Source organism: Roseivirga sp., from assembly GCF_034669765.1.
Classification (GTDB): Bacteria; Bacteroidota; Bacteroidia; order Cytophagales; family Cyclobacteriaceae; genus Roseivirga.
Map to the genome: position 1 here is coordinate 1 of NZ_JAXMOQ010000014.1, position 14,425 is coordinate 14,425.

17 protein-coding genes are annotated in these 14,425 nt (G+C 39.5%); 8 read left to right on the forward strand and 9 right to left on the reverse strand.

The genetic code is table 11. The features are described 5' to 3' along the window. The first annotated feature begins 41 nt into the window (after positions 1-41). Positions 42-416 carry a hypothetical protein gene (locus VOI17_RS17900; protein WP_323758592.1) on the forward strand — a complete coding sequence of 125 codons (375 nt, stop codon included), beginning with the start codon at positions 42-44 and terminating at the stop codon, positions 414-416. 199 nt (positions 417-615) lie between these two features. Here VOI17_RS17900 and VOI17_RS17905 read toward each other — a convergent pair whose 3' ends face one another. Then, positions 616-759 carry a hypothetical protein gene (locus VOI17_RS17905; protein ID WP_323758593.1) on the reverse strand — a complete coding sequence of 48 codons (144 nt, stop codon included), beginning with the start codon at positions 757-759 and terminating at the stop codon, positions 616-618. 718 nt (positions 760-1,477) lie between these two features. On the opposite strand from VOI17_RS17905, the gene VOI17_RS17910 reads away from it, so the two are divergent. Next, positions 1,478-1,852: a hypothetical protein gene (locus VOI17_RS17910; RefSeq protein WP_323758594.1), complete on the forward strand. Its 375-nt coding sequence runs from the start codon at positions 1,478-1,480 to the stop codon at positions 1,850-1,852. A gap of 133 nt (positions 1,853-1,985) precedes the next feature. On the opposite strand, the gene VOI17_RS17915 is transcribed toward VOI17_RS17910, so the two are convergent. The 3 genes from VOI17_RS17915 to dnaK form a co-directional block, all read right to left on the reverse strand. Next, positions 1,986-2,501, reverse strand: coding sequence for an acyl-CoA thioesterase (locus VOI17_RS17915; RefSeq protein ID WP_323758595.1), 516 nt, complete (start codon positions 2,499-2,501; stop codon positions 1,986-1,988). Positions 2,502-2,543: 42 nt separating this feature from the next. After that, positions 2,544-3,095, reverse strand: coding sequence for a TetR/AcrR family transcriptional regulator (locus VOI17_RS17920; RefSeq protein ID WP_323758596.1), 552 nt, complete (start codon positions 3,093-3,095; stop codon positions 2,544-2,546). A gap of 125 nt (positions 3,096-3,220) precedes the next feature. After that, positions 3,221-5,137 carry a molecular chaperone DnaK gene (gene dnaK, locus VOI17_RS17925; protein WP_323758597.1) on the reverse strand — a complete coding sequence of 639 codons (1,917 nt, stop codon included), beginning with the start codon at positions 5,135-5,137 and terminating at the stop codon, positions 3,221-3,223. A 246-nt stretch (positions 5,138-5,383) separates the two neighbouring features. Between dnaK and VOI17_RS17930 the strand changes: the two genes are divergently transcribed. From VOI17_RS17930 to VOI17_RS17950, 5 genes are all read left to right on the forward strand, one after another. Continuing rightward, positions 5,384-6,283: a lysophospholipid acyltransferase family protein gene (locus VOI17_RS17930; protein WP_323758598.1), complete on the forward strand. Its 900-nt coding sequence runs from the start codon at positions 5,384-5,386 to the stop codon at positions 6,281-6,283. Positions 6,284-6,360: 77 nt separating this feature from the next. Next, positions 6,361-7,941, forward strand: a complete 1,581-nt coding sequence (locus VOI17_RS17935; RefSeq protein WP_323758608.1) for a peptide chain release factor 3 — start codon at positions 6,361-6,363, stop codon at positions 7,939-7,941. Continuing rightward, positions 7,941-8,666, forward strand: a complete 726-nt coding sequence (locus VOI17_RS17940) for an RluA family pseudouridine synthase (RefSeq protein WP_323758599.1) — start codon at positions 7,941-7,943, stop codon at positions 8,664-8,666. Before VOI17_RS17935 ends, VOI17_RS17940 begins: the two co-directional genes overlap by 1 nt. Before the next feature lie 25 nt (positions 8,667-8,691). After that, entirely contained in the window at positions 8,692-9,054 is a 363-nt protein-coding gene (locus VOI17_RS17945) for a hypothetical protein (RefSeq protein WP_323758600.1), read from the forward strand. 55 nt (positions 9,055-9,109) lie between these two features. After that, positions 9,110-9,403, forward strand: coding sequence for a hypothetical protein (locus tag VOI17_RS17950; protein ID WP_323758601.1), 294 nt, complete (start codon positions 9,110-9,112; stop codon positions 9,401-9,403). Here the strand turns inward: VOI17_RS17950 and VOI17_RS17955 are convergent. Then, positions 9,378-10,229 carry an aminotransferase class IV gene (locus VOI17_RS17955; RefSeq protein ID WP_323758602.1) on the reverse strand — a complete coding sequence of 284 codons (852 nt, stop codon included), beginning with the start codon at positions 10,227-10,229 and terminating at the stop codon, positions 9,378-9,380. The two genes, VOI17_RS17950 and VOI17_RS17955, sit on opposite strands and share 26 nt — an antisense overlap. Before the next feature lie 131 nt (positions 10,230-10,360). Between VOI17_RS17955 and VOI17_RS17960 the strand changes: the two genes are divergently transcribed. Beyond that, the gene (locus VOI17_RS17960; RefSeq protein ID WP_323758603.1) at positions 10,361-11,113 is read left to right on the forward strand and encodes a J domain-containing protein; all 753 of its coding nucleotides are present in this window, start codon (positions 10,361-10,363) and stop codon (positions 11,111-11,113) included. Here VOI17_RS17960 and thiL read toward each other — a convergent pair. The 4 genes from thiL to VOI17_RS17980 form a co-directional block, all read right to left on the reverse strand. Beyond that, positions 11,087-12,136, reverse strand: coding sequence for a thiamine-phosphate kinase (thiL, locus tag VOI17_RS17965; RefSeq protein ID WP_323758604.1), 1,050 nt, complete (start codon positions 12,134-12,136; stop codon positions 11,087-11,089). The genes VOI17_RS17960 and thiL overlap by 27 nt on opposite strands. A 146-nt stretch (positions 12,137-12,282) precedes the next feature. Next, the gene (locus tag VOI17_RS17970) at positions 12,283-12,714 is read right to left on the reverse strand and encodes a hypothetical protein (protein ID WP_323758605.1); all 432 of its coding nucleotides are present in this window, start codon (positions 12,712-12,714) and stop codon (positions 12,283-12,285) included. Next, the gene (locus VOI17_RS17975) at positions 12,711-13,892 is read right to left on the reverse strand and encodes a DUF4221 family protein (RefSeq protein ID WP_323758606.1); all 1,182 of its coding nucleotides are present in this window, start codon (positions 13,890-13,892) and stop codon (positions 12,711-12,713) included. The genes VOI17_RS17970 and VOI17_RS17975 overlap by 4 nt, the downstream gene beginning before the upstream one ends. A gap of 53 nt (positions 13,893-13,945) precedes the next feature. Beyond that, positions 13,946-14,170: a hypothetical protein gene (locus VOI17_RS17980; protein ID WP_323758607.1), complete on the reverse strand. Its 225-nt coding sequence runs from the start codon at positions 14,168-14,170 to the stop codon at positions 13,946-13,948. Between the last annotated feature and the right edge of the window lie 255 nt (positions 14,171-14,425).

The window sequence follows — 14,425 nt, forward strand, 5'->3', positions numbered from 1 at the left end:
CGAATAGAAAAAAACAAAACAACAATTTAAATAACACGGTCATGAATAGCTCAAAGGTTAAAACTCAAAAAAATTTAAGTGCAATATTAGGTCTAGCACTTGCGGTCATCACATTGTTTCAAGCAGGTTCAGTAAAGTCAAACGAATCTACTGACATCAACCTAACATCAATCGAAGAAGTTGAGTTAAGGGCTGAAATCGATAACATCTTCCCTGACGATGGATTAACAATCATGGAGAGAGCTTACGCAGAAATTGCTGCCGAGCAAACCAGTTACGCTAAGGTTTTTAATGCCGATAATGAGTTGGTCGCTCAAGGCTTAACTACGGAAAACGATGAGTTAAGACAATTGGTAAATCAAGCCGATTTTCTTACTCAAGTATCAGGTCAAAAATATTACAGAATATCAGAATAGTCTTGGTCTAGAGTATTCTAACCACAGACACTATTCGCAAGGTCAATTTAGTTTAGTTAAGGTCAATTTTAGATTAGAAAGCCGTCCATATGGGTGGCTTTCTTTTTACATTAAGATGAAAGTTGTTCTCCAAACCTTGAAAAACAAAAAAGCCAACCGCCTTTCGACAGTTGGCTTCTCATTTATATTATATCGAGTACTACTTAACTTCTTCGTACTCTACATCAGATACGTCATCACCTGATTTTGAATCGTCTCCTGCACCAGGGTTAGCATCTGCAGCTCCTTCTGCGCCAGCAACACATACTGAAAAGGTATTTGAAAAATTTGAGCAAATTGGCAATCTAATTCAGTAGGGTATAAAGGCTTGAATACTTATTTTGTAATCCATGAGTTAGGCGAAGCACTATGGTCATCTACAAACTGTCAATTTCAATAATTGCAATTATTTGCTTTTTGCTATCAATTAAAAACAAGGCATATCCATTATTAGTCGGTGGACTATTTCTTAGCATGTTCACTGCACTCATTACTAGTGATACCACCTCGAGAGGTGGATTGATAGTTTTTATGGTTATTACTTCTATCGGTATTTGGGTAATATTAAGATCTCTACTGGAGAAAAGACAGAAATTGCTTTTGTCCTTCATAGGTATTTACTCAATGTGTTCCTTGTTAAGCTTGCTTGAAGGTTGGAGCCATTATTTAGAGATTCAAATTGGTGCTGTAATTCCGCTAATAGTCTTCATCTACCTCCTCGGTAAAGGATTCTATCAAAATCCTTTTTTCTATTTTACCTTACTCCTAATATCAGAGCTGGTCATTCGGTTTTTTGACTATTGGTTATAAAACCAAACTCACTTCCCTGTCCGATTCATCAAAATACTGTGCTATAAGTGACCGCTTTGTGTACGATTTCGTTACACATTTTTTACGATTATGAACACATTTTTTATTTAATTTACTGATTACCAATTAGTTAATTTTAATGGCACGTGCATTGGATAAAGAGTAGTATGTCGAATAGAAAAAAACAAAACAACAATTTAAATAACACGGTCATGAATAGCTCAAAGGTTAAAACTCAAAAAAATTTAAGTGCAATATTAGGTCTAGCACTTGCGGTCATCACATTGTTTCAAGCAGGAGCAGTAAAGTCAAACGAAGCTTCTGACATCAACCTAACATCAATCGAAGAAGCTGAGTTAAGGGCTGAAATCGATAACATCTTCCCTGATGATGGATTAACAATCATGGAGAGAGCCTATGCTGAAATTGAAGCAGAACAAACAAATTTCGTGAAGGTTTTTAATGCCGATAATGAGTTGGTCGCTCAGGGCTTAACTACCGAAAACGATGAGTTAAGACAATTGGTAAATCAAGCCGATTTACTTACTCAAGTATCAGGTAAAAAATATTACAGAATATCAGAATAGTCTTGGTCTAGAGCATTCTAACCACGGACACTATTCGCAAGGTCAATTCAGTTTAGTTAAGGTCAATTTTAGTTAAGAAAGCCGCCCATATGGCGGCTTTCTTTTTTTAGCCAAACTTTAACTCAGTATAGAATCAAAGTACCTTTTCCTGAAAACGTACTGCCTTTAATTCCTCAGCAAGTGCACGTCCTCGTCTTTCAATTTTTTCTTCCTCAATGGGCACCATTAATTTTTTAAATAATGTCAAATGATCTTCTGAATGCTCTTTCCCTCTTTGAGCTTTAATGTCGAAGTGGAAAAATTTTGTCCACAACACCGCCTTTACTTGCGTTTTATGAAGGTCGTACATTACCATTTCCGCCTGAACGTACTTTTCAGTATAACTAATCAGCCTAGATTGAACGATCACTTTCTCCATTACAAAAACGGGCCTAACATAAGTCATTTCATGGTGCCCCACCACCCAGGACCTTCCTTCTTCCTTGGCCATTCTAAAAACATCGAAGTCATAGGTATTGATGAGATGGTCTTCTCGCACATTCAACATATAATCTAAGTACTTAGAATTATTGAGATGGCCATAAGGGTCGCAGTCTTGGAATCGAACCAATACTTGGCTTTCGGGTGCTTTTATCAATTCTTTTATCATAACATTAATAGACCAGTCTGTCTAATTTTGAGTTAAAAAATTTTAACTACTCAGAATAATTGGAATATATATTTTCTGGTTTCTCAGGTATTTAACATCCTTATGTGCTTGGCTTAAGACAAAGGCGCCTTCGAACATAGAATACAACTGCTCTGCCTTTTGGTTAGCGTCTGACACTCCCCTGCGCTCTAAATAACCGGCTAAGTTTTCTTGCCAGCCTTTAAATATATGCTCGCATGCCAAGCGTATATTTTCATCCATGGAAGTAGCCACAGCCGCTACCGCAGTAATCGGACAAGCATCTTTATAGTCAGATTCAAGCAAATCATTGATCATTACATCTACCATGGCCGAAAGACCTTCCAAAGCTTCTTTTCCTCTCAGTGCCTCACCATATTTGAACATTTGCGCCTCGCCTGCATATTGAATGGCCTGGCGAATGAGTCCATTTTTGCCATCGGGGAAATGGTGGTATAGTGAACCCTTAGGTACACCCACCTCTTTCAGCACTTCAGAAATACCCGTTCCGGAATAACCTTTCCTACGGATTAAGCCTGCCGTCACCTGAATAAGCTTGTCCTTTGTTGATAGCATATTCAAAGTAAATAAAAATAGACCGATTAGTCTAGTGATTTGAAAACTATTTCCCTTCACCCTTACAAAACAAAAAAGCCAACCGTCTTTCGACAGTTGGCTTCTCATTTATATTAAATCGAGTACTACTTAACTTCTTCGTACTCTACATCAGATACGTCACCTGATTTTGAATCGTCTTCTGCACCAGCGTTAGCATCTGCAGTACCCTCTGCGCCAGCAGCATCAGCTCCTTGGCTCGCAGCGTACATTTCTTGCGAAGCAGCTTCCCAAGCCTTGTTCAAGGTTTCCATTGCGGCATCAATACCTTCAATGTCTTGACTTCCGTGAGCAGTTTTCAAACTAGCAAGGGCTTCTTCAATTGGCTTTTTATTTCCTTCTGAAAGCTTGTCGCCATATTCTTCCAATTGCTTTTCAGTTTGGAAAATCAATGAGTCAGCTGTGTTTAATTTCTCAACTTTCTCTTTTTCCTTTTTGTCAGAATCAGCATTGGCTTCAGCTTCTTGCTTCATTTTATTGATTTCCTCGTCTGTTAATCCAGAAGAAGCCTCAATTTTAATTTTCTGCTCTTTTCCAGTGCCTTTATCCTTAGCAGATACGCTCATGATACCGTTGGCATCGATATCGAAAGTTACTTCGATTTGAGGAACACCTCTTCGTGCTGGTGGAATATCACTCAGGTGGAATCTACCAATGGTCCTGTTGTCCTTCGCCATTGCTCTTTCGCCTTGCAAAACGTGAATTTCTACAGAAGGCTGATTGTCAGCGGCAGTAGAGAATGTCTCAGATTTCTTGGCTGGAATCGTAGTGTTCGACTCGATTAATTTAGTGAACACCCCACCCATGGTTTCGATACCTAGTGAAAGAGGCGTTACATCAAGTAACAATACATCTTTTACTTCACCAGTTAACACACCACCTTGAATCGCTGCACCAATCGCTACTACCTCATCAGGGTTTACACCTTTTGAAGGTTTCTTACCGAAGAATGCTTCTACAACTTCTTGGATTTTAGGGATTCTTGTAGAACCACCTACCAAGATTACTTCATCAATATCTCCTGTGCTATAACCTGCGTCAGATAAAGCCTTTTTCACTGGCTCCATTGATCTCTTCACCAAGTTATCTGCTAATGATTCAAATTTTGCTCTTGAAAGCGTTCTTACCAAGTGCTTTGGCACACCGTCAACTGGCATAATGTATGGCAAGTTGATTTCAGTAGAGTTAGAAGAAGACAATTCGATTTTTGCCTTCTCAGCGGCTTCCTTCAATCTCTGAAGCGCCATTGGGTCTTTTCTCAAATCAATTCCTTCGTCTTTGTTGAACTCATCTGCCAACCAGTCGATAATTACTTGGTCAAAGTCATCTCCACCTAGGTGCACATCACCATTCGTAGATTTTACTTCAAATACGCCATCACCCAATTCCAGGATTGAAATATCGAATGTACCCCCACCTAAATCGTATACAGCGATTTTTTGTTCTTTGTCTTTTTTATCAAGTCCATAAGCCAAAGCTGCTGCTGTTGGCTCATTGATAATTCTCTTTACTTCTAAACCAGCAATTTGTCCAGCTTCTTTCGTAGCCTGACGCTCAGCATCGTTAAAGTAAGCAGGTACAGTAATTACTGCTTCTGTTACTTCGGTTCCTAAATAATCTTCCGCAGTAGACTTCATTTTCTGAAGAATCATTGCTGAAAGCTCTTGAGGAGTATACATTCTTTCACCGATTTTTACTCTTACGGTGTCGTTATTTCCTTTTTCTACTTTGTATGAAATACCTCTTAGTTCTTCCGAAACATTAGAGAATTTCTTAGCCATAAACCTCTTAATTGAGCTTACGGTATTTGTTGGGTTGGTGATCGCCTGTCTTTTTGCAGGATCACCTACTTTTCTCTCTCCGTTACCATTGTCCAAAAATGCCACAATAGACGGGGTTGTTCTTCTTCCTTCGCTATTAGGGATTACCACAGGCTCATTACCTTCCATTACGGCAACGCACGAGTTGGTAGTTCCTAAGTCAATTCCAATAATTTTTCCCATGATGTATAAATGATTTCTTTTCTGTTGCTATTTAAACTCACTCGGTATTTATCAATGGTTGTGCCAAAGGAATTTGCCTGACATTTGGTGACACATTGACAGAATAGGACACTGAAAATTAGCCTAGTCCCTACAAATTAGGCAGTCCATAAAAATTATATGGACAAAATAGCCAAGGTTAATCCTGAAAGCTCGTCATTCACAATTGTCATCTTGATTACATACTTTTGTTTTCAAGCTTAATTTATGGCTCCAGTTTTTTACTATCTTATTATAAAGCCCCTTTCGCTTTTGCCTTTATGGGCACTTTACACCCTTTCAGACTTTCTCTATATGGTCGCCTATAAAATTGGTCGCTATAGAGTCAGAGTGGTATCTACCAATTTAAAAAACTCGTTTCCCAATCACTCTGAAAAAGAGTTGATCAAAATACGCCAGCAATTCTATCGTCATTTCTCCGATCTACTTGTAGAAAGCCTCAAAATATTCAGTATTTCAGAAGAAGAGGCCAAAGCTCGGTTTGTGGTTACTAACCCCGAGGTTTTGCAGCCCTTCATAGACACTAACCGAAGCATTTTAATTGTAGGGGGGCATTATAATAACTGGGAAATGTTGGCTGTTGGCATTGACGCCTATATTGAACATCAAAGTGTAGCGATTTACCACGCTTTAAAGAATAAGTTTCTAAACGAAAAAATCCTAGCTTCACGAAGCAAATTTGGACTTAAGATGATTTCAAGACCAGATGTAAAGGCCTTTTTTGCTAACACTACAACCTTAACCGCCACCATATTTGGTGCAGACCAATCTCCCAGTATTGCTAAAAAAGTGTACTGGACGCACTTTTTAAATCAAGAAACGGCCGTAATGTTTGGGGTAGAAAAATTCGCCAAAGAGAAGAATTCGCCAGTTGTTTTTGGTGGAATTAAAAAAATAAAGCGTGGCTACTACGAATTCACTTTTAAAGTATTATTTACCGAACCCACCCGCTGTATTCATGGAGAAATCACAGAATCCCATGTTAGAAGATTAGAGAAGCAAATCCTTGAAGCACCACAATACTGGCTTTGGACCCACAAACGCTGGAAAAGGAAAAAGACCAAAGAAGAGAGGTTGGAAGAACAAGCCTTAACGGCCAAAGCTTAATCACAAAACCTAACATTCCAAAAGACAATGTGCCTCGCACTTTTTCTTTTATCTTTGCACCTCAATTCAAAAAGCGTATGGGTTTAAAGGAGGAGATAGCAAAACGAAGAACTTTCGGTATAATTAGTCACCCGGATGCGGGAAAGACTACTTTAACTGAAAAATTACTTCTTTTTGGTGGGGCAATTCAGAAGGCTGGTGCTGTGAAGTCGAGTAAAATCAACATGCATGCACGCTCCGACTGGATGGAGATAGAAAAGCAGAGAGGTATTTCTGTGGCTACTTCCGTGATGGCTTTTGAATATGAAGGCATGAAGGTGAACCTACTCGATACTCCTGGACACCAAGATTTTGCCGAAGATACTTACCGAACCCTTACCGCAGTTGACTCAGTAGTAATGGTAGTGGATTGCGTAAAAGGCGTGGAAATCCAGACAGAAAAGCTGATGGAAGTTTGCCGCATGCGTAACACGCCTGTAATCTCTTTCATCAACAAAATGGATAGAGAGGGCAAAGATCCTTACGATTTATTGGAAGAAATTGAAAGCCGTTTGAACATCAATGTTCATCCACTCAGCTGGCCAATCGGCATCGGAAAAACATTTAAAGGCGTTTACAGCCTTTACGACAAAAGCTTAAGACTTTTTCAGCCTAGTAAGCAAAGGCTCTACGAGGAAACCGTAAAGTTATCGGACATTAACAGTCCAGATTTGGAGAAGTTTATTGGTGTAAAAGACGCCAATCAACTTCGCGAAGATGTTGAGCTTCTTCAAGATTTATATGGCGACCTTGATGTAGATGCTTATTTGAATGGAGACATCGCTCCAGTATTCTTTGGCTCAGCAGTAAACAACTTTGGAGTGAAAGAACTTTTGGACACCTTCCTTAAAATTTCACCCAAGCCACTAGCCAGAAGTACTGACGAAAGACTGGTTGAGCCAACAGAAGAAAAATTTACTGGTTTCATATTTAAGGTACATGCCAACATGGACCCTAAACACAGAAACCGTATTGCTTTCTTGAGGATTTGCTCAGGCAAATTTGAAAGAGGAAGTAATTATTACCACACTCGTCAACATAAGAAATTCAGGATTTCGCAAGCCACGGCCTTTATGGCACAGGACAAAGAAACCATTGATGAGGCTTGGCCAGGGGATATTATCGGTTTGTATGATACTGGTAATTTTAAAATTGGCGACACGCTTTCTGAAGGCGAAAAAGGCATCTATAAAGGCATTCCAAGTTTCTCTCCAGAGATTTTCAGGGAGGTCATTAACCGCGATGCCATGAAAACCAAGCAACTTGAAAAGGGCTTGAACCAACTTATGGACGAAGGTGTTGCGCAGTTGTTCAGTTATGAATTAGGGGCGAGAAAAGCAGTGGGTGTAGTAGGACAACTTCAGTTTGAGGTGATCCAATACCGATTGAAAAACGAATACGGAGCTTCGGCCGACTTTGTGCCAATTCAAGTGCATAAGGCTTGCTGGTTCTCTGCGAAAGACCCTAAACAACTGGAGGCATTTATTGACTCTAAACAACGCCATATTGCCAGGGACAAAGATGGTAAATTGGTGTTTATGGCCGAATCAAGGGCTTGGCTACAAATGGTTCAGGATAATTTCCCTGAAATTGATTTTCACTTTACTAGCGAATTCTAATGGAAAAAATAGTTCAACCTATCTATGAAGACAATCACCTGCTGATTGTTAATAAACCTGCAGGAATACTGGTTCAAGGTGATAACACTGGCGACAAGCCATTGGTAGACTATTGCAAAGACTACCTAAAGGAAAAATATAATAAGCCTGGAGCGGTATTTTTAGGCGTGGTACACAGAATCGACAGGCCTGTAAGTGGGATTGTGGTTTTTGCAAGGACTTCCAAAGCACTGGAAAGAATGAACAAGCTTTTCGCCACCCGAAAAATACAGAAAACTTATTGGGCCGTGGTGAAAAGAAAACCAAGACAGCCAGAAGGAAAATTGATTAGTTGGTTGAAAAAAGACCCTTCTAAAAACATTACCACCGCTTACGATTACCAAGAAGAAGGCTCGCAAAAAGCGGAACTTGACTTTAAGGTTTTAGGCAAATTAAACGATCACTATTTGATTGAAGTAAAGCCAATTACTGGACGTCCGCACCAGATTAGAGTGCAGCTATCGGAGTTGGGTTGTCCAATCCGTGGCGATTTGCGTTATGGTTTTTCTAAACCAAACCCAGACAAAAGCATTAACCTTCACGCCAAAGGACTTTACTTTGAGCACCCAATTAAAAAAGAGCAATTGATCATTCGTGCGGGTTTACCTAACGATCAGTTTTGGGAGCAATTCCTAACCTTGGAGAAGATCAAAATCAAGGACAAAAATGTAGATAAGATTTACTAAGTAACATTACAGCCAATTTCAAAATATGCAGAACGATCCAGAATTAAGCGGCAAATACTTGGGCACCATTACCAAGGATTTTGTGCTGGTGGCCGATACATTGAAAGAAGCGGCTTACCAAGTAAAGAAAAGGGGCTTCTCTGAATTTCCCATCTTCCCCATTTCTAAAACAGAAATATCAGTAGGCAACTTGCTCATTGGAAAGGAAGAGATGAATACCGATTGGAACTACTCTATCACTTACTTAGATGAATTTGTGCAGCGTAAACTGGTAGAAGATGAAGAAGCTTTTAAAAAAGCTTACAAAGATCCTGACGAATTCTGCTGTCTCTTTGTAGTAGATCAGGAGTTCACCAACTTCCTTTTTATCCCATATCCAGAAGACTGATAACCAATCTTCATATTCTTCGTTCTCCTTTCAATATATTCCATTAAATTGATGTATGGGGGAAATTGCCGAAGAGACAAGAAACATGGTGCGTGGTCTGCTGACCAAACTCTCAGACATGAGGGCCGATTTAACGTGGAAAATCAACAACACCTACAGCAATGGCATTGATAATACAGTGCTCGAAATTCTGATTTTTGAGAGCAATCAACAAACAGGAAGAATTGCTTTCCAGCTTGAGGATGGTCATGTAATCAATTACCGCTACAAGGAAGTGGAAAAGCAATTGCCTGCCCAAATTATGGATGTGCTCTTGGATGTAATCAGTTTTGAACTGACGGTTGCTTAGTTTCTTCTGCCATTAGTTGGGCATAGCCTTCCATCAGTATTTTGGTTTTAGCCCCTACTATTCCACTAGCAATTTCCTGATCATCAATTTTAACGACAGGCATTACCCTTTTATTCGTGCTTGTCATAAAAAGCTCCTCAGCTGCCAATACTTCCGCCAAAGCAATCGGTCTGATTTCAACTTCAAAACCAAGCTCAGGAGCCATATTAACCACATTCATTCGGGTAATTCCAGGCAGAACGCCTTCCTCATTTGTAATGATTTTGTTTCCTTCTACCAAAAACACATTGCTGCGCGAAACCTCACTGATATATTGGCCATCATGATAAAGCGCATCGATATGCCCTTTTTGCTTCCATAACGACTCTAACCGAACTGCGGTGGCGTAATTGGTAGATTTTACTTCTGGCATTTCGCGGCTAAACTGATGTGTCATTACACTCACGCCCTCGGTATAAAAAGATGGATTCGTTTCTGAAACAGCAGTGTTGGTAATGATCAAATTGGGCTTTCCTGCCGAAAAACCATCGGAAGAAGCGCCACCCGTCATTAATACTTTGACGCCCGAAAGTGGAAATCTATTGTGTTCGATCAGCTTGCGGATGGCGGATTCTATTTCCTTGCGGGAAAAAGGAATTTCCATTCCCAACAAACGGGCAGAGTTTTCAAAGCGGTTTAAATGCGCTTCCATAAAAGCAGGCGCTCCATTATATACTTTGAAATAATCGAAAATTCCAAAACCGCGCAATACACCTACATCGTCAATTGAAAAGGTAATCGACTCCTTCGGAACAAAATCACCGTTGAAAAAATGAATGGGTTTCATAGCAGAAAATTATGGAGTAAATATGCCCAAATTTTTAAATCTCACTCTTACCCATTGCAGAAAATTTGATCAGGCCTAAGTCATTAGCGCTAAAAATTATAGATTAAAGAAAATTTGCTCGATTTGCCGCAATGGCCAAAGACTACTATCAAATATTGGGGGTTACCGAAGGAGCCGATCAGCAGGAAATCAAAAAAGCATTCCGGCAAAAAGCGCTTGAGCTCCACCCCGATGTAAATCCTTCCTCTGAAGCCATCGCTATTTTTCAAGAAGTAAAAGAGGCTTATGAAATTTTAGGCGATGAAGAAGCCCGAGTTCATTATGACAGTGGGACGGTAATTATAAATTTTGAAGATTTTGAGGAGCCTGCCCAAAGGCAATATTACCAGGCTGAACCGCAACCAGTACCCACTAATTTTGCCATTTATGCCAAACAAAGCACTCGCTTATGTGCTTTAGCACTCGTTTTCAGTTTAACCTTCTTTTTCGATTTCTTCGTTCAGCGTGATTTAGGCAATGTAGAAGTTGAATATTCAGAGGTAAGCGATTACGATCCTAAAAATGGTGGAAGTTACCTGATGTTGGTAGAAACCAAAGCAGGTAATTTTAATGCAGTCTCCAAAGGTAATTCAATCTATAGAGGTGAAATCCTTGAAATGAAGAAAAGCTACCTCTACGGTTTTCTCAAATACAAAAGATTCTCCGAGTCTAAGTTTCAATTCACCCGAGACAATCCGTTGATATTATTTTTCATGGCCGGACTCGTGCTGCTGGCGGGGATTTTCGGGGTTGCCCCCACTACCAAACCCGAGCGAAAATTCAATGCCGCCATTGTAGGCTGCTTTTTCAGTTTTACCTTAATTATCTCCCTGCTGGTTATCTAAATGGTCCCAGCCTTGGGCCTTAAGTGCTACCAAATTATTATTCTTTGTGACCAAGGAGTTGCCTTTGGTTAACTCTTGTGTATGACCAATAAAATGGATGTCCTCGTGCTTTTCGAGCTTATCGTAGTCCTCTTGCTTAATGGTGAAAAGAAGTTCATAATCTTCTCCTCCATTCAAAGCACAGGTAATTGGATCCAAGTTAAACTCCACTGCCGTTTCATAGGTCTGTCGGTCAATTGGAATTTTGTCTTCATAAATCTGAATACCCACGCCCGAATTAGTGCTCAAATGCAAACACTCTGAAGCCAGTCCATCCGAAATGTCGATCATGGAAGTAGGCACTACTCCAAACTCAGCCAATTCATGGATAATATCCATTCGAGCGATAGGTTTTAGCTGGCGCTGAACGATGTACTCGTAATTTTCTAACTGTGGCTGCATGTCTGGATTAGCCATGAAAGCCTGCTTTTCACGTTCCATAACTTGAAGCCCCATAAAGGCACCTCCTAAATCACCCGTAGCACAAAGAATATCGCCAACTTTCGCTCCTTTTCTATAGGTTACTTTTTCCTTCTCCACCTTACCAAAAACTGAAATTGAAATGATTAAACCGCTTTTAGAAGTGGTGGTATCTCCGCCCACAATATCTACATGAAATGCCTTAGCGGCCGCTTTCATCCCTTCGTAAAGTGCTTCAATGGCTTCTACCGAAAAACGATTGCTGATCCCAAGAGAAACGGTTACCTGTTCTGGGGTTCCGTTCATAGCGGCAATGTCAGAAACGTTTACGGAAATGGCTTTGTAGCCCAAGTGTTGCAAAGGCACATAAGACAAATCAAAATGTACACCCTCCACCAACATATCGGCTGCCAATAAACCATACTCATCACCAGCATTAATTACCGCGGCATCGTCTCCAATGCCCATCACAGTACTGTGATTTTGGGTGCTAATTCCTTTGGACAATCGGTTGATCAATCCAAATTCACCTAGTTGAGATAATTCTGTTCTACTTTCTGACATCTTCAATTTAACTAATGAGGCTGCAAAGATACTATTTTAGCGGATAGTGATGTTAGAAGGAACAAGCTATGACAAGAAGATTGCTTTTATCAAAAAGAGTAGTTAGAAACAAATAATTACTAACGCTCAGAAATGCTCTAACAAGATCAGTAATAAAAGAAAACTCCATCTAGAAGGTCGGTAAGCAGTATTACTCGTTGTTCTACCTCAGTTCCATAAACGGAATAAATAACTGGCTTCATATCGACCAACTCAAAGTCATAAATGCTTTCCATCTTTACATCCCTAAGAATAACCTCTTCAGAAAGGCTTCCCACTAACAAATTAATTTTCTTGGAAGAGGCAGACACCAATACCGTGAGCAATTGAGGGTTACTATTGTTCTCATGTAAAAACTTCTTGACTATATCCATACAGGAAATACAAGCGTCTACATTAATAACTGCTATATATTCGTAATCTTGGATCGACTTTTCATGTTGTTTCAAAAGTTGTGACAATTCCTTATAGTAGGGAGAACCACCACATGAGAACAGGCCAATCAAAAGGAAAAATGACCAAAAATTCTTTAAATTCATTTATCTCCTATCATGTTTAACTTATAGATTGAATAGTCCACCCTATTTTCTGAGAAGTTTTTATACTTTGGGTCGAGTCTGGGTAGATAGAGGCCTTTTTTACCTACAAATGCACCATAGGATATGTATGTATCATCAGCAAAATCTACCTCACCAATTTTATTAAACGCTGCATCAAGAATAATGCAGCCCACAGGCTTAGCATAATAAGCCCTATAATTCTTAGGCTTATCAGGATCGTAGGATAGTGGTTTTTCAACTATTCTGTAATAAACATTCCTGTAGCGGTCATACATTATTTGTGTATATATGAAACTCTCAACCCCATCCTTTAATACTTGCTCAGGAGGGATTCTATCTCCATATGGACTAATGCCTTCCATTTGATCATCGTGTTTAGCTTGGTACGCCTTATATGTACCGTCTTTATGACTTACTCTGATCGAATCCTCCCCAGAGAATGAATAAATGAATTCCCCCTTATTATTTACGGTCTTGGAATGCAATAGGTAATACATGTGCCATATCTTTCCCTGCATCCATTTGGGGAACCCTATAGTTAGCGGTTCCATTTTATTCGTTTTAAGGTCATACGAGAACTCTGCCACATAAGAATCATTAATATTAGAAGCCTGATAATAATCGAAATTGGAGTACTTAGAAAAGTACAGGCGATTACCCAAGGCGATTGTTGGTGCCCGTGTACTGGAAGTGTGTCCACTAAATGAGAAGCTGTCTGGAGCATCTCCTTTCTCAGTATTGGACTTTGTAATCAATACCTCTGGGTCGTCTCCTTTATAATCTGTCAATACTATCTTTCTAAGATCACCCCTGGTGTACAAAAAAATAGAATCTAGATTAACCACGGTAAGTCCGTTGATCTGACTCATGCTGAATGGCCCACTTTTAGGCCAAGATACTTGGCTAAGAAGCCTACTGGAGTTCAAGTCATACACATTGAATCCGTTGATCAAGAAGTTGACATGGATTAAAAATTCTCCAGAATCATTCTCATGATAATAGACATTTATAAACTCAAAAGATGTTAATGAATCCAGCTCAATTGAGATTGAGTCATCCAAAGACAAGGTTGTTCCGTAGGTCCTTTGATTTTCAGTTCCTGACTGACAACTAAAAACAAAGCCGATAACAAAAGCAATGAGAGCAATATTCTTCATTAAGAAAAAATTTGTTTAAAAAGGGCCATCACAGCCCTGAAAATTCAATCTACTTACTCCATAATCACCGTAACGCAGCCATCTGCCGCACCAGAACATGTCAAATCTGGATTTATTGATTCATAATAAGCAATATGATCATCACAATAGTGGACAATTTGACCATTAGGAGAATTAATCTCATCACAACCTTCTAAAGGCCAAGGGTTAATGGTTTGCGATACGGCCATTACCGCTATAAATGCAGCAGAAAGACCTAAAACAATTTTCCTTTTCATATGAAATAATTTTAATGAGTAAAACAACAAACTATACCAAAGTTAAATAATATATTGAAATAACAAGATATTATAATTTATATATAGAGTTACTCATTAAAACATCAAGAATGGTGGCTATACCTGAAATTGGGTATCAGGTATCAGGTATCAGGTATCAGGTATCAGGTATCAGGTATCAGGTATCAGGTATCAGGTATCAGGTATCAGGTATCAGGTATCAGGTATCAGGTATCAGGTATCAGGTATCAGAGA

Excerpts from the sequence above, each read along its gene's own strand:
- VOI17_RS17900 (WP_323758592.1), top strand. The coding sequence starts at position 42 with ATGAATAGCTCAAAGGTTAAAACTCAAAAAAATTTAAGTGCAATATTA.
- VOI17_RS17910 (WP_323758594.1), top strand. The coding sequence starts at position 1,478 with ATGAATAGCTCAAAGGTTAAAACTCAAAAAAATTTAAGTGCAATATTA.
- VOI17_RS17915 (WP_323758595.1), bottom strand. The coding sequence starts at position 2,501 with ATGATAAAAGAATTGATAAAAGCACCCGAAAGCCAAGTATTGGTTCGA.
- VOI17_RS17920 (WP_323758596.1), bottom strand. The coding sequence starts at position 3,095 with ATGCTATCAACAAAGGACAAGCTTATTCAGGTGACGGCAGGCTTAATC.
- dnaK (WP_323758597.1), bottom strand. The coding sequence starts at position 5,137 with ATGGGAAAAATTATTGGAATTGACTTAGGAACTACCAACTCGTGCGTT.
- VOI17_RS17930 (WP_323758598.1), top strand. The coding sequence starts at position 5,384 with ATGGCTCCAGTTTTTTACTATCTTATTATAAAGCCCCTTTCGCTTTTG.
- VOI17_RS17935 (WP_323758608.1), top strand. The coding sequence starts at position 6,361 with ATGGGTTTAAAGGAGGAGATAGCAAAACGAAGAACTTTCGGTATAATT.
- VOI17_RS17940 (WP_323758599.1), top strand. The coding sequence starts at position 7,941 with ATGGAAAAAATAGTTCAACCTATCTATGAAGACAATCACCTGCTGATT.
- VOI17_RS17945 (WP_323758600.1), top strand. The coding sequence starts at position 8,692 with ATGCAGAACGATCCAGAATTAAGCGGCAAATACTTGGGCACCATTACC.
- VOI17_RS17950 (WP_323758601.1), top strand. The coding sequence starts at position 9,110 with ATGGGGGAAATTGCCGAAGAGACAAGAAACATGGTGCGTGGTCTGCTG.
- VOI17_RS17955 (WP_323758602.1), bottom strand. The coding sequence starts at position 10,229 with ATGAAACCCATTCATTTTTTCAACGGTGATTTTGTTCCGAAGGAGTCG.
- VOI17_RS17960 (WP_323758603.1), top strand. The coding sequence starts at position 10,361 with ATGGCCAAAGACTACTATCAAATATTGGGGGTTACCGAAGGAGCCGAT.
- thiL (WP_323758604.1), bottom strand. The coding sequence starts at position 12,136 with ATGTCAGAAAGTAGAACAGAATTATCTCAACTAGGTGAATTTGGATTG.
- VOI17_RS17970 (WP_323758605.1), bottom strand. The coding sequence starts at position 12,714 with ATGAATTTAAAGAATTTTTGGTCATTTTTCCTTTTGATTGGCCTGTTC.
- VOI17_RS17975 (WP_323758606.1), bottom strand. The coding sequence starts at position 13,892 with ATGAAGAATATTGCTCTCATTGCTTTTGTTATCGGCTTTGTTTTTAGT.
- VOI17_RS17980 (WP_323758607.1), bottom strand. The coding sequence starts at position 14,170 with ATGAAAAGGAAAATTGTTTTAGGTCTTTCTGCTGCATTTATAGCGGTA.